The organism is Actinoplanes sp. TFC3 (assembly GCF_001553785.1).
Taxonomy (GTDB): domain Bacteria; phylum Actinomycetota; class Actinomycetes; order Mycobacteriales; family Micromonosporaceae; genus Actinoplanes.
Map to the genome: position 1 here is coordinate 5,061,764 of NZ_LOJP01000001.1, position 14,200 is coordinate 5,075,963.

13 protein-coding genes are annotated in these 14,200 nt (G+C 69.1%); 8 read left to right on the plus strand and 5 right to left on the minus strand.

All coding sequences use genetic code 11. The annotated features are described in order from the left end of the window. Positions 1-1,362: 1,362 nt before the first annotated feature. The 3 genes from TFC3_RS37285 (at position 1,363) to TFC3_RS22835 (ending at position 4,333) form a co-directional block, all read left to right on the plus strand. Positions 1,363-1,677, plus strand: coding sequence for a fibronectin type III domain-containing protein (locus tag TFC3_RS37285; protein ID WP_153040348.1), 315 nt, complete (start codon positions 1,363-1,365; stop codon positions 1,675-1,677). 119 nt (positions 1,678-1,796) lie between these two features. Next, entirely contained in the window at positions 1,797-3,416 is a 1,620-nt protein-coding gene (locus tag TFC3_RS22830) for a GGDEF domain-containing protein (protein WP_067503511.1), read from the plus strand. Between the two features lie 227 nt (positions 3,417-3,643). Continuing rightward, on the plus strand, positions 3,644-4,333 hold the full coding sequence (locus TFC3_RS22835) for an alpha/beta fold hydrolase (RefSeq protein ID WP_236718258.1): 690 nt from the start codon (positions 3,644-3,646) through the stop codon (positions 4,331-4,333). Here the strand turns inward: TFC3_RS22835 and TFC3_RS22840 are convergent. From TFC3_RS22840 to TFC3_RS22855, 4 genes are all read right to left on the minus strand, one after another. Then, positions 4,291-5,082 carry an endonuclease/exonuclease/phosphatase family protein gene (locus tag TFC3_RS22840; protein WP_067503514.1) on the minus strand — a complete coding sequence of 264 codons (792 nt, stop codon included), beginning with the start codon at positions 5,080-5,082 and terminating at the stop codon, positions 4,291-4,293. The two genes, TFC3_RS22835 and TFC3_RS22840, sit on opposite strands and share 43 nt — an antisense overlap. Beyond that, on the minus strand, positions 5,075-6,526 hold the full coding sequence (locus tag TFC3_RS22845) for a phosphatase PAP2 family protein (protein ID WP_236718259.1): 1,452 nt from the start codon (positions 6,524-6,526) through the stop codon (positions 5,075-5,077). The genes TFC3_RS22840 and TFC3_RS22845 overlap by 8 nt, the downstream gene beginning before the upstream one ends. Before the next feature lie 156 nt (positions 6,527-6,682). Further along, positions 6,683-7,711 carry a YihY/virulence factor BrkB family protein gene (locus TFC3_RS22850; protein WP_067503519.1) on the minus strand — a complete coding sequence of 343 codons (1,029 nt, stop codon included), beginning with the start codon at positions 7,709-7,711 and terminating at the stop codon, positions 6,683-6,685. A gap of 39 nt (positions 7,712-7,750) precedes the next feature. Further along, positions 7,751-8,722 carry a diacylglycerol kinase family protein gene (locus tag TFC3_RS22855; protein WP_082772514.1) on the minus strand — a complete coding sequence of 324 codons (972 nt, stop codon included), beginning with the start codon at positions 8,720-8,722 and terminating at the stop codon, positions 7,751-7,753. 55 nt (positions 8,723-8,777) lie between these two features. Here TFC3_RS22855 and TFC3_RS22860 point away from each other — a divergent pair, with 55 nt between their 5' ends. Genes TFC3_RS22860 through TFC3_RS22870 form a run of 3 tightly spaced genes read left to right on the plus strand, consistent with a single transcriptional unit; the run spans position 8,778 to position 10,674 of the window. Next, the gene (locus tag TFC3_RS22860; protein WP_067503526.1) at positions 8,778-9,293 is read left to right on the plus strand and encodes a DUF1990 family protein; all 516 of its coding nucleotides are present in this window, start codon (positions 8,778-8,780) and stop codon (positions 9,291-9,293) included. Next, positions 9,290-10,066 (plus strand): MBL fold metallo-hydrolase, encoded by a 777-nt coding sequence (locus TFC3_RS22865; RefSeq protein ID WP_067503529.1) that lies wholly within the window; start codon positions 9,290-9,292, stop codon positions 10,064-10,066. Before TFC3_RS22860 ends, TFC3_RS22865 begins: the two co-directional genes overlap by 4 nt. Continuing rightward, positions 10,063-10,674, plus strand: a complete 612-nt coding sequence (locus TFC3_RS22870; RefSeq protein ID WP_067503533.1) for a DedA family protein — start codon at positions 10,063-10,065, stop codon at positions 10,672-10,674. Before TFC3_RS22865 ends, TFC3_RS22870 begins: the two co-directional genes overlap by 4 nt. Here the strand turns inward: TFC3_RS22870 and TFC3_RS22875 are convergent. After that, the gene (locus tag TFC3_RS22875) at positions 10,622-11,506 is read right to left on the minus strand and encodes a serine hydrolase (protein ID WP_067507281.1); all 885 of its coding nucleotides are present in this window, start codon (positions 11,504-11,506) and stop codon (positions 10,622-10,624) included. The two genes, TFC3_RS22870 and TFC3_RS22875, sit on opposite strands and share 53 nt — an antisense overlap. 144 nt (positions 11,507-11,650) lie before the next feature. On the opposite strand from TFC3_RS22875, the gene TFC3_RS22880 reads away from it, so the two are divergent. Both TFC3_RS22880 and TFC3_RS22885 read left to right on the plus strand, forming a co-directional pair. Next, entirely contained in the window at positions 11,651-12,472 is an 822-nt protein-coding gene (locus TFC3_RS22880) for a hypothetical protein (protein ID WP_067507284.1), read from the plus strand. A 201-nt stretch (positions 12,473-12,673) separates the two neighbouring features. Beyond that, positions 12,674-14,200, plus strand: a 1,527-nt coding sequence (locus TFC3_RS22885; RefSeq protein WP_161952665.1) for a hypothetical protein, incomplete at its 3' end; no start/stop codon positions are given.

Here is a 14,200-nt window from a genome sequence, read left to right on the forward strand (position 1 = left end):
ATCCACCCCCAGTACAGCCCCACCCACAGCGCCCCAGCCCAAGACGCCCCAGCCGAAGACGCCCCCGGGCGAGACGCCGCAGGGAATGAAGTCCCTGCTCAGAAGCTTCCTGCGCATGGGAGCCGGGCGCATCAAGGCGCGACCCAAGACGTCCCTGCCCCAGAGACGCCGGTGGACAACCCCGCGACTCGAGTCGTTCCTGTACACGAAGGCCCGTTGGCGCCAGCACCCTCACCAGCGCAGCCCCAAGCCGGAGGCCAGCAGTCCCGGTCGGCCACGGAGCGCACCGTCTCGGCCTGGACGGACTCGACGCGACGCCCCGGCACTCTGACCGGCGGCGTCACCCGCATGCCGGCATCCCGCCCAGGTGTCCGCCCGGTGCCGCGGGAAACAGAAATCACTCCCGTAACGGCGATCCCCCCGGAAACAAAACTCCCTTCGGCAACACCAGTCCCTCAAGAAGCGGAAGTCCGCCCGGACGCTGAGGACCCTCGGGACACAGCGGGCCCTGGGGAAACGGCGGTCCCTCGGGAAACGGCGGGCCCTCGGGAAACGGCGGTCCCCCCGGAAGCGGAAGTCCCAGCGGACGCTGAGGACCCTCGGGAGACAGCGGTCCAAGGGGAAACGGAAATCCATGGCGGTACAGGCATCCCGGCCCCCCGTGATCCCGAGGTTGAGCTGGAGAGCGCGTCCCCCCAAGCGCCAGAACAGGGGTCAGCGCGGGAGAGCGCGTACCGAACCCACCCCTGGCAGACAGCACCGGCGTCGCACCAGAGGGAGGAGACCGCCAACCGCCAGGGGAACGATGGCGATCACGATGAGTGGGACAACCACCCTGAAGGATGGGCGAACGACTTCGCGACCCCGGCAACAGCGATCTGGCAGGCGCCCCCAGCGACCGACAGCCAGGCGGCCGGGGAAACGACCGAGCCGCCGACGCCGGTCTACTCGGATTCCGGCGTTCCCAGGTCTCCGAGGGATCCGGCTGCCTTCGACCGCCCGGGGGAAGCAGACGCCCTCCAGGCGAATCAGCAGCGGGAACCCTACGCGGCATACCCGCAGGAAAGCCAGGCGGAACAGCGCGGAACCTACTCGGAACAAACGGAAACACCACAGCAATGGGAAACGTACGAAGCGCCCGGGGAAAGGCGTTACCCGACTGATCGCGCAACTGCGGCCGTACCGAGTCGGATTGTTCCTGTTACTCGTGAGCGACCCGCGCCGAGTCGGAAGCCGTTCATTTTGGCCGCGGCTCTCGTTGCCGGAATCGCTGCGGCAGCAGCGGTTGTAGCAGTCACGCTTCCCCGCGGGGACGACAAAGCGCAGCCGAGCGCGGGGCAGCCGAGCGCCCAGCCGTCAGCAGTGGAACCAACAGGAACAGCCAGCGCGCAGCCGAGCCAAAACACCGGCGCAGTTGCCCCGACCGGCGTCAAATTGCAGGATAATCGCGACAGCGTGTCGTTGACGTGGAGCTACCCTAAGGGCTCGGAAGGGCCGGTGCTCATTTCCGGGGGGCGCTCCGGGCAGGAGCGACGCGCCTTTCAGCAATTGCCGGCAGGGACCACCGAATATGTCGTTTACGGGCTGAATGCGCAGGTCGACTACTGCTTCACCGTGGCAGTCATCTACACCGTCGACAAGGTGGGCGCATCGGATCCGGTTTGCACAAAGCGCTGACCAACCCGCTCGAAGCGCAGATCGAGTGGCTCAAACTCCTCATCGAGGCGCCGCAGCGGCCGATACCAGGAACGCACGAGGCCGGCAGTCACGGAGTTGAAGCAGGGACGGGGGCGGGCATGACCACGCAAGCGGCAGCACCCGGCCCTCTCTTGCAAGCCGACACCACTGCGAAGACCGGCGACGAGCCGCAAACCGGCGAGCGCCACCACCTCGAATCCGTTCTGGTCGAGCTGGAAGACCGCCCGATCTCGAAATTCCGGTCCGTTTTCGCCCCGGCAGCAACCGTCGAGCGCCGGGCCGGAACGCTCGGTTATGACGATTTGTACATGCGCGCCCGGCTTTTGCGGGCCGACGCTTTCGTGCGGGAAGGGCGTTCCGAGCGCGGTGGCCGGTGGGCGCATGAGGTACTCGGCTGGGCTCAGGAGCATGGGCATTCGTTCCTGCTCGCTCGCGCGCACCGGCTGCTTTCCAACTTCTACCGGCACATCGGGGATCAGTCGGAGGCTTTGACGCATGCGGTGCAGTCGTACTCGCATTTGAGCGATGACGAGGCGCCCAGTGTGCGGGCACGGCATTTGATGACGTTGGCCGTGGCGTTGGATGAGGCCGGCTCGGTTGAGGAGGGAACGCGGCGTTCCCGGGAGGCGTTGCACCTCGCGACCGCCGCGCAGGATCCCGAGTTGGCGCTGCAGATCCTCAACAACATGGCGTACACCGCCTTCGAGCAGGATAACGAGGTCAACGCACGCGAGTTCGTGACCCGGATGCGCGAGCTCGTGGACCTCACCGAGCGCAGCTTCAGCGCGTTGCAGCTGGACACCATCGCGCGGGTCGAGATGATGAGCGGGCACTACGACGCGGTTGACGAGACGCTGCAGGTGCTGCTGGACTCGAGCCAGTCCAGCGTGGAGGTGCACGAAGGCGACGCGCTGGCCGTTTCCCTGCTGACGCTGGCCGAGGCACGACGGTTGGCAACGCGTTTTCCGGCCGCGCAGCAGGCCCTGGACGAGGTTGTCAGAATCACCGAGGAGCGGGGCCTTGACCGGGTACGAGCCCAAGCCCGCGAAGAACAAGCCGCCCTCTACGCCGCCACCGGTCGTTTCGAACTCGCCTATGAGGAGCACCGCACGTTCCACCAGGCGGCAACCGCTCTCCACTCGGCGCAACGCGAAGCCCGGGCGCGGGCGTTGCAGGCGGTGTTCGAGGCGACCGAGGCGCGCCGGGCCAGCGAGCATTTCCGCGAGATGGCCCACCGTGATGCGCTGACCGGGTTGTACAACCGCCGCTACATCAACGACCGGCTGCCTGCGCTGCTGGTGGAGGCGGTGGCTGCGCGTACCCCCATCTCCCTGGCCATGATCGATCTTGACCACTTCAAGCGCGTCAACGACACCCTGTCGCACAGCACGGGAGACACGGTTCTCCAGGAGATTTCCCGGTTGCTGCTGGAGGCGGTGAGCGGGTCGATGATCGCGGCGCGGATGGGTGGCGAGGAGTTCGTGCTGATCATGCCGGGTGCGGACGCGGAGGAAGCGGCCGCCCGCTGCGACCGGCTGCGGTTGCGTATCCGGGCGCATGATTGGAAACCGATTACCGGCGCTCTCCCGGTGACCACCAGCATCGGCGTGACAACCTCCAACGACGGGCGCAGCACACCCTCGGCGCTGCTGTCGCTGGCCGACCGCAACCTTTACGTGGCCAAGCGCGAGGGCCGCGACCGAGTTGTCGGGGACTAGGTTCCGCAGCGGAGGAGACGACCGGTTCGCCACCGACTGACCACTGCGGCGAGAGCTGAACATCCTCGCGTATCCAGAAAGCCGGACGGGGTATGACTTGAAGCATGCTTGATGTGGCTATGGCAGCTCCCGCACCCCGCGCCGGGTGGGTGAGCCGACGCGCCAGGGTCGCCGGGCTGCGGGTTCACGTACGGATGAGGGCCGAGCCTGTCGCAGGTCTGCCCGTCGTGTTGGTGCATGGCCTGGCGGTCTCGCACCGCTACCTCATGCCGACCGCGACCGCCCTGGCCGACCGGTTTCCGGTGATGGTGCCGGATCTGCCGGGGTTCGGGTTCACCGACAAGCCGCGGCACGCCTACTCCGTTTCCGAGCACGCCGATTTCCTGGCGACCTGGCTCGACGCGCACCGGCTCAGCGGTGTCTGCCTGGCCGGGCATTCTTTCGGCGCGGAGGTTGTGGCCGCCGTTTCCCGATCGCGGCCCGAGCTGGTCGGCGCCCTGGTACTGGCCAGCCCCACCACCGATCCCGCGGCGCGCACCCGGGCCCGGCTCACCGGGCGCTGGTTCAGTGATCTGCCCGTCGAGGATCCGCGGCAGGCAGCCATTCTCGCCCGCGACGTGGGCCAGGCCGGGCTGTGGCGGGTGTGGTCGACAGTCGGCCACTCGGTGCACAACGCCGTCGAGGATGACCTCGCAAGGGTCGCGGCGCCCACGCTGGTGCTGGGCGGAAACAAGGATCCGGTGGCACCGTTGGCTTGGCGTACGCGCGTGGCCCAACTGACCGGCGGCACCTCGGTAACCATTCCGGGCGCCGCCCACAACATGCTGACCACGCACGGCGAGGCGGCGGCCGGGGCCATTGCCGTCCTACTGGATCAGGTCACCGGGGACAGGTCCAGCGTGACGGCCAACGGATAGTGGTCGGAAGCCCATTCGGCTTCGTCGCCTCGGATCACGCGGGATCGGCGCGCCCGCGCAGCCAGGCCGGGGCGGGCCAGCAGGTAGTCCAAGCGCATGCCGGCATTGGAGAACTCGTTACCACCGCCCCGGCTGGTGGGCACGGTCAGGCCATCACCCGCTCCGGACGTACGCCATAAATCGACGAAACCTGCCTCGGTGAACGCTGCTATCGCTCGTGTGTCGGGGTTTCCGTTGGGGTGGATGTGCCGCCTGCGGTAAAGCTCGGGCAGCCGGGCCAGCCGCTCGGCGTGACCGGTTTCCGGGTCCAGGGAATTCAAATCGCCGGTTATCAGGGTGAGCGGCGCCCGGTGGCGGTGGGCGAGCCAACGAGCCTCGCGCAATCGCCGGTACGGCCGGAACGGGTTGAGGTGGGTGCTCACGACGGTCAGCGGCCCGGCGGTGGTAGCCACGCTCACCTCGGCGGCGGCGTGGTGCAGGCGCCACCGCACGGTTGTAGCGGCCACGATTCGCAACGGCGGCCGGACCAGGACGGCGACCGGCTGACCGAAGACCGACGGCGCCAGCGTCGCTTCCATGCCCAGAGCGTCGGCAACTTCGCGCATCCGGCTCGCGTCGTGACGGTGGAAATCGCGCAGTTCCTGCAGGGCGAGCACGTCGGGACGTTCGCGGGTCAGCAACGAGAGCACACCGTCGAGCCGGCCACCGTACGCGCCGGTCTTGATGTTCCAGGTGATGACCTCAAGCATCGTGAGCCGCCCCCTCGGAGGGCTTGAGCACCCACCACAGCAACGTGATCCAGCAGGCTGTCAGGAGACCCGCGCCCAGCACGTCCGTGGGGTGGTGCATCCCCCGGTACATCCGCGACAGCGCCACCCCGACCGGCATGATCACCGCGAGCGCCACGACGATCCAGCGCCACCACGCGCGGACCCGGGGCAACACCAGCACCGCGATCGCCACGTACAGGCACATGGTAGCGGCGATGTGGCCGGAGGGAAACGACGAGGTGGGCATCTTGCCGTCGAGCTGCTCCACCGGCGGGCGCGCGCGTCCCACCGCCGCGGCGGTCATCAGGAACAGCGTCAGCTCACCGAACATAGCCAGCACAACGAACACCACCGGCCGCCAGCTGCGCCATACGGCCAACGCCAGCGGGCAGAACACCAGCGACACCGCGAGAATCATGTGGGTGTCGCCGGCCTTGCTCCACAGGTAGCTCAGATCGTCGAGCGCGGGCGTGCGGAAAGTTTGCAGCCAACGCGGCACACCGTCGTCAATGGACTGGATCCACGTTCCCGCGGTGTGGTTGGTCAAAGTCCAGCCGAGCACATAGAGCAGACCGAACGTGAACACCCAGCCGACCAGAATTTCCGCGGCGCCGGCCCACGGATGCGGGATAACGCTCTCCCCCTCGGCCGCCGGTTTGACGTCCGCCGCGGCCTCCGGTTCCAGTCCGGCACTCAGCGGCGGCAAGCTCTGGCCGGTTTCCCTGCGCCAGACCCGGAACGCGTACGCCGTGACGCCCAGCCACGCCGCCCCGAGCAGCCACCCGGCCAGCACGTCGGAAACAAAGTGCACGCCCAGCGAGATGCGGGTGAACCCGATGGCAGCAATGAGGAACGCGGTAACGGCGATGGCCACCTTGCGCCAGCGCGGGGGAACGGCCGGGAGAAACACCAGCAGCAGCGCCCCGTACGTAACCATGGAACCCAATGCGTGCCCACTCGGAAAGCTGTTTCCCGGAGCCGTCGCCACGGGATCGTCCACCACCGGACGCAACCGGCCGACCAGCGTCTTGAGCGAGGGATCCAGGAGCAGCGCGCCCAAGCCGGTGACGACCAGATACACGGCCAGGCGGGTGCGCCGGCGGATCAGCAACAGGGCCACCGCAACGGCGACAAGCCAGATCATGATGGTGCGTCCACCCAGCTGCGCCACCACCTCGAGCACCTTCACCGCCGGCGGGTGCGGGGCCACCCAGTTGTTGAGACCCTGCGCTACCGCGTGATCGAGGTGCTGCAACGGCCCCCAATGCAGGCGCACGAGCAGCAGCAACAATCCGAACCCGAGCCCGGCGGCCACCACGGCCAGCAGCCCCGCAACGCTGCGCTCGGCGAAGTGCCGTAACGGCCCCCAGCCGGCACGCTGATGCACCCGGCCATCCCCGGTGGTCGTCACCGCATCGGTCATCATCGCTCCGCTCGCTCGTAGGGCGAGCCGTCAGTACCCGATGCCCTGCTCGCTCACACCGCAGGTCACGCTCAGCGCCCACCCCGGGTCGCGGCGCCGGGATCCCGCGCGATCACGCCGGGTCGGGAGGCGCGGCGTGATCGGACCGGATCCCGATCAGGCAGGGCCGGGGGACTTGTTGCCGGCGCCGCGGGGTGAGGGGACGGCCGGGGCGAACGCCGCCTTGGCTTCGTCGGGGTCCCAGCGGTCCTGCTGGGCCGGGCGGACCACGCCGACGCGCTGGGCTTCGAGCTGGGCGGCGAAGGCAATGCCGAGGAACAGGGCGATGCCGGTCAGGTTTGCCCAGAGCAGCAGCGCCATGATCGCGGTCAGCGGACCGTAGGTGGCGCCGAAGCCGTCGCTGGCCAGGATGTAGCCGGCCAGACCCAGGCTGGCCAGCCACCACAGCACGGTGGACAGGGTGGCGCCGAACAGCAGCCAGCTCAGCGCGGGCTGGTTGCGCCGGGGTGAGTGGCGGAACAGCACGCCGACCGAGAACACGATCAAGCCGAGGCTGACCGGCCAGCGCACGATGTCCCAGGTGATGTCCCAGCCGTTGCCCCAGCCGGTGTAGCGGGCTATCGAGTCGCCGGTGGCATGACCGGCCACCAGTAACAAGAAGCCGAACAGGGCAGGCAGCCCGGCCACCACCGCGAGCACCGCCGCGCGCAGGTACTTCAACACGGCCGGACGGTCGCGTTCGACGCCGTAGATCCGGTTGGCGCCGCGCTCGATCTGGGCCATCGCTGTGGTCAGCGCGAACAGACCGGTGATCAGACCCAGGGTCAGGGCCAGTTCGCCGGCGTCCTCCGTACGGTCATCTTCGTTCAGCAGGTCTCTGACCAGGGGTTCACTGGCGCCGGGGGTCATGGCGAGCACGGTGTCGGCCACCACCTGACCGCCTTCCTCGGCGCCCAGGTCGGTCGCCAGGCCGGACAGCGCAATGAGGAACGGCACAATCGCCAGGCACAGCTGCAGCGCGAGCGCCCGGGAGTGGCTGAAGCCGTCGCCGTAGCGGAACCGCACGAACGCGTCGCGCAGCAGCGGCCACCGCCCGTAGTGCTTGAGCGCGAGGAACGCGTCGTCGGCCGAGAGCTCATCGCCCGGCATCATCCGCGTCTCAGGAACCGGCTCGGTGCTACTCACAGATCACCCCCGCGAGCGAGCGCCCCACGAGAGAACCGCTCACGATGCGTCGTCGGCCGCGGCGCGTACCCCCTCGGCGTTACGCGCGGCGGCTTTGGCATCGTAAGCCAGGTCCGGGTCGGCTTCGGGCTGGGGGACGCACAGGAGCAGGGCTTTTGGACGTACCCCGATGGACATTCTCTTGCCCGGGTCGATCAGGTCGCCGTCGAGCTGGCGGGGCTGGGGGCGGGCGCTGCGGATTTCGATCTTGGCGGCGGCGTAGGTCTCCATGCGTGGGATGCGTTCGCGGCGGCGCATGACCGCCCAGCCGAGCGCGGCCCAGTGGGCCAGGTTGTTGGGGCTCAGAATCGCCACGTCGAGCTTGCCATCGGCGGGGTCCGCCTCGCTGAGCAGCCGCACGCCGCCCTGCAGGCGCCCGACGTTGCCGACGATCACCGTGCGCGGGCGGCGGTGCAGGGCGGGCTTGCCGTCGAGGCTGATGATGACCCGCATGGGACGGTCGCGGATGTGCTTGAGCGCGCCGCCGATGTACGCGAGCCAGCCGATGTGCTTCTTTGCCGTTTCCGACGTTCCCTCGAGCATCTGGGCGTCGAAGCCCATGCCGGCCATCACCGCGAAGCACTGGTCGCCGACCACGCCCACGTCGATGCGCCGCCGGCCGCCGTCCAGCGCGACCTGCACGCCCGTCGCGGCGTCGGTGGAAAGCCCGAGGTTGGCCGCGAGCAGGTTGCCGGTGCCGGCGGGCAGCACCGCGAGCGCCACGTCGGTGCCGGCCAGCGCCGTGATCACCGCCATGACCGTGCCGTCGCCACCGCAGACGAAGATCAGCTCGGCGCCGTCCTCGACAGCCTGGGTGGCCTGGCCGCGGCCGGCATCCTCGGGGGTGGTCTCGAGCCACATCGGCTCCGGCCAGCCGGCGGTGGCCAGGCCTTCCACAATGGTGCGGCGCAGCAGATCCAGGTCGGGGACCTTGACGGGGTTCACGACGACGGCAGAACGGGGTCCAGTCACGGCGCCAGTGTGCCCGAACCGGTTCACAACGGCGACCCGGGGGAAGGTGACAACGATGAACGAGAGTGATTTCACGTACGCCGAAGTGGGCGGGACCTTGCAGGAATCCCTGCCGCCGGGTTATCGACACCTGCACTATCGGACAAGGCTGGGCCGCGACGACGTGTACGAGCGCGCGGCCGAGGCAATCCTGACGTTCCGCATGCACCGCGGGACGGGGGCGCGGGTGAAGCCGACGGCTGATCGCGCTGCTCCGGGCGTACGGCTGACCCTTGGTCTTGGGCCGTTGACTGTGCCGTGCGAAATCGTCTATGTCCTGCACGACGCGCGGCGAGCCGGTTTCGGGTATGGCACGCTGCCCGGGCATCAGGCCCGCGGCGAGGAAGCTTTCCTGGTGGAGCGCGATCCCGACGGCAGCGTCTGGTTTTCGACCACGTCGTTCAGCGTGCCGGCGCGGTTGCCGATGCGCTTGCTCGGACCACTCGCGAGGGTGGCGCAGCACGGGTATGCCAGATTGTGCGGCCAGGCTCTGCGCCGGGCCTGCCGCTCCTCCCGTACGGTGGGATCGTGAGCGACACGAGCGTCACCTGGTGGGGGCACAGCACCGTGTGGCTGGCCGATTCGGGCGTCAACCTGCTCACCGACCCGCTGCTCACCGACCGCCTGTTCCATCTGCGCCGCGCCGCCGGACCCACCCCGGAGCTGCCCGGCGGTCCCCACGCCGTGCTCATCTCGCACCTGCACGCCGACCACTTCCACCTGCCGTCGATCAAGGCCATCCCCGGCAAACCGTTACTCATCGTGCCGCGCGGGGCTGCGGGTTTCGTAGCCAAGGGCCTCGGCCGGGAGTACGCCGAACGCTGCGTCGAGCTCGTCCCGGGCGAAGAAGCTTCCATCGGTACGCTCACAGTGAGCGCTGTGCACGCCGAGCACGACGGCAACCGGGGCGCCTGGTCGCGCAAGCATCTGCAGGCCATGGGCTTTGTCATCGAGGGCACCGCGCGCACCTGGTTCGCCGGCGACACCGGGTTGTTCGACGCGATGAACGACTTCGGCCCGCTCGACCTCGCGCTGATCCCGGTCGGCGGATGGGGTCCCTCGCTGGGCGCGGAGGGTCACCTGGACCCGGCAGATGGCGCTGAGGCGTTACGCAGGGTGAAGGCTGCCTGGGCGGTGCCGGTGCACTACGGCACGTTCTGGCCGATCGGCCTGGGCCGGGTACGCCCGCACATGTTCCACGACCCGGGCACCGAGTTCGCCCGCCACGCCACGCGCAGGTCCCCCGACGCCCGGGTCCGCGTGCTCGGGCACGGGGAGACGTTGACGCTTGAGGCCGCCGCGTGAACGAGCTGGGCACACTCGGGTGGCTGCTGCTGGTGGTGGCGTTCGGCGCGGTGGTGCCGGTGGTTCCGACCGGCGCGGCCGTCAGCGGCGCCGCGGCCCTGGCCTTCCACAACCATCCGCTGCTGATCGTGCTCACCATCGCCGCCGGGGCCGCCGGGGCCTACGCCGGTGACCTGGTCATGTACGCCATGTGCCGGGCCGGTGGGGAGAAGCTGGCCCGGCGGCTGCGCTGGCTGCGCGACGAGGAGCACCTGGCAGCGGTCAAGGACCGGTTGCAGCGCAGTCAGGTGCCGGTGCTGCTGGTGTCGCGGCTGCTGCCCGGCGGGCGGGTCCCGGTGCTGCTCGCGGCGGCTTTCCTGGGCCTGAGCTGGCGCACCTTCGTGGTGGCCAACCTGCCCGCGTGCCTGCTGTGGTCGACCGTCTACGCGGCCCTCGGCGTGGCGGGGGGTTCGATCTTCGCCAAGCCGTGGCAGGGCGTCATCGCCGCGATCATCCTGGTGGTGCTGGTCAGCCAGGCCGTCAGCATGATCAACAAGCGCCGCGAGCGAGCCGCGGTCAGTACTGCAGATACTTCCGAGTCAGGCCGGCCACCTTCTCAACCAGCGTGATGCCGGCCTCGCGCGACTGATTGTCGTGCGAGAGCACCGCGATCGAGACGTCGGTGTCGTTGGAGATCACCCGGCCGATCGTGTTCACCACCCACAGCCCGCCGTCGGCCGTACGGGTGTCCCAGCCGTTCTTGACGGTGGCGGTCTCCCCCGACTCGGCGACCGAGGGCACCCCCCAGTCCTGCTCCTCGTTCACCGTGTTCATCAGCGTGAACGCGGTCTTGCGGGAGTCGGCGTCCAGCGGGCCGCTCTTGTCGACCAGGTCGGACAGCAGCTTGAGCTGGTCCTCGACCGTGGTCTTGGTCAGCCCCCACGAGCTGTTCACCGTGGTGTCGGTCAGCCCGAGGCGCTTGTTGCAATTGGTGACCGCGCTACGACCACCGAGATGGCTGAACAATGAGGTGGTGGCGTTGTTGTCGCTGAGCCGGATCATCGGCTTGGCCAGCGCCATCTCCCCCGAGGTGGGATCGCGGCCGTCGTCCTGGGCGTGCAGCAGCATGCAGGCCAGCACCTGGACCTTCACGATGCTCGCGGTGTCGTAGTGGGCGGTGCCGCGGTATTCGTACCTCTGGCCGGTCTTCTTGTCGAAGACGGCGACCGAGAACTCCGGGGCGTTCGAGGCCACCTTCTTGAGTGCGCCGTCCAGCGCCTTGACCTGCTTGGCGCGCTTCGCCTTGGCCAGTTCCTCGGGACTGGGCCCGGTGGGCGTTGGGGACGCGGTCGGTGACGGACTGTCGTCACCGACCGAGAGGGAGCTGGGCAGCAGCCCACTCCCGCCGCCGGAACTGTCCCGCAGACCCAAGGCGATGAGGCCGCCGCCGCCGAAGATCACGACCGCCGCCACAGCGCAGATTGCTAGTCGGTAACGCCGCACCCATGCATAGTGCCGTGCCAGACTCGGCTTGCCAAACCTGTGAACTCCGGGCATGGCGCCGGCCACGGTTAGTAATGGCGCGGTGGGGGCACAATGGTGGTCATGGCCCTACTCCCCTCGCCCTCCGCCGTCATAGAGATCACCCGGTACGCGGCGGGGCAGGTGGTCGAGACGGTGGCCGCGGCAGCGACGGTCCCGGTCCGGGTGCTCGGCCTGCTGAGCCAGACGGAACTGGCGGTCAACCGGTTGACGGTCCTGGCCGAGCGAGCGGAATCGCTGATCGACCGCGTGGAGCGCGTCACGGGCGAGGCCGAGCAGACCATCAGCGGCGCGAACGCCATCATGCGGCGGGTGGATGAGCTGGTTTCCGAGGCGGGTGAGACGACGCGGGCGGCCGGGCAGATTGTTGCCGACGCGGCGGCCACCACGCGGGCGGCCGGGCAGGTCGTGTCGGACGCCGCTTCCACGACCACTGCCGCTGGCAAGATCGTCACAGATGCGGCAGCCACGACCGCGGCCGCGGGCGAGATCGTGGTCAGCGCCGGCCAGACCTCGGACGCGGCGGCGCAGGTGGTGGCGGAAGCCAAGGGCCTCGCGGCAACGGGCAAGGAACTCCTCGACGGGTACGCCCCCACGCTGAGCCGCGCCGCCCCGCTGATCGCCCGCTTCATCGACGACTTGACCCCGGAAGAAGTAACCGCCGCGATCCGGATGGTGGACCAGCTCCCCGAGCTACGCCGGCACCTCACCGAGGACGTCATGCCGCTGCTGGGCAAGCTCGACCAGGTGGGCCCGGACCTGCACTCGCTGCTGGAGGTCACCAACGACCTGCACCTGGCTATCGTCGGAATGCCCGGCCTGAAGCTCCTGCGACGGCGCGGTGCCGAGCGGGTCGCCGAGGAGAACGAGGCCGAGAGGCGCTGAGCCGGCGCTGCCCCCGAAGGGGCGCGGCGGCGCCTGATCATTCACGCGCGGCCCTATGTCCTGCCGCAGGCAATCTCCGGCCGCTCCCAGCTCTCGTCAATTTCGCACGGCCCGGCTTTCCACGCGCCACCCAAGCCGCATGACCCGCCGCTGCCTCGATGACGGCCCGCCCAGCTCCCAGACTCAGCCGCACCACCCTCATTGACCCTCAAAAGCCGCCAAATTCCCCTAAAATTCCGAAGGGTGGCGAGCTCGAGGGAGAGCAAGAGCGGGTTCACCCGCCCGTGGGCGGCGTTCTTCGCGCTCATCATCATTCTCGGCGGGGTCGCGGTTTCGCTCGGATTCGGCGTCCGGCTGCGGGCCGCGCTGGAACGCAATGCGCAATCGCGGATGGCCACCTCCAGCCAGGCGGTGCAGACCGCCGTGACGACCGAGCTCGGCCGGTACGCCGATGCTGTACGCCTGAGCGCTGCCGCCCTTTCCGCGCAGCAGGCTCCCACCGCCACCGCGTTCGACAAGATTGCCGCTGCCGTGGGCGAGCAGAAGCTGACAGCGGTGCGGGCGATGACCTTCATCGCGCCGGGCGAGGACGGGATGACCGCGCGCTGGCGTTCGCGGGGGGCCACCGGCTTCAAGCCGGAAACGGCTTCCGGGTTGCACGATCACATGTACACGGTGTTCACGCACGCGCTGGACGGCAAGGCGGCGCCGGCGATCGGCGTCGACCAGGGCGCGGCGCAGGCGGTTCTGGACGCGACGCGGCTGGCCACCAGCGGCGCCGGGGTCGCGATTTCTGACGCGTATGTTGCGCTGGCTGATGCCCGCATACCGAAGGCGCAGCAACAGCTTTCGTTCGATGTGATCGTACCGGTGCAAGGCTTCGGCTTCATGTCTCTGAGCGTCGCCGCGACCGACTTCGTGACCACCAGCCTCAGCCGCGCCGCCGGAACGCTGCTGGACGCGCAACTCCTCACGCGCGCCGGAACGGGAACGCTGACCGAGGTCGCCACTGTCGCGCGCGGAAACGGGATCGGTTTCCGCCGCACCGAGAACTTCACGGCCGGCGAACGCCAATGGGTTCTGCGCACCAGCGCCCCCTACCAGGCACTCCTGCCGAACACCGGCCGCACCGACATGGTCGTCGTCATCGCCGGCGCCACCCTCGCCGTCATGTTCGGCACCCTGCTGTACCTGCAGATGTCCGCCACCGCCCGAGCCGAGCGGGAGATCGCCGCCGAGGTGGCCGAGCAGCTCGAACAAGCCGGACCCGGCCGGTTGCGCCAGGCACTGGCTGCTCAGGAAACCCTGCTCAGCAACCTGCTCTCGGCGCCCGGCACCCCCCACGATGAGGTAGACCTCCAAGCCATCGTGGCCCAGGCCGCCGCAAGGACGCACCCCGCGGAAATCACCATCGGCCCCCTTCCCCCGGTACGAGCAAACGTCGCTCTCCTGACCCACCTGATCGACACCATGCTGGCCGACGCCCTCAGCCGCCCTCCGGAACCTTCCGATCCGAGCGATCCAACCGAGTCCGGCGCTCCGACCCCCGCCGGCACCCGGAAAAGTTCCGTTCCCAGCTACCCCGCAGGAACGGGACCATCTCACCCGGTCACCATCCGCGCCGAGCAAGCTACCGCCGGCACCATCCGCCTGGTCCTGGAAACCGCGGAAATGACGATCAGCTGCCTCATCCCAGCGAACGCCCCCACCGCCCGGCCAGCCCCCGCC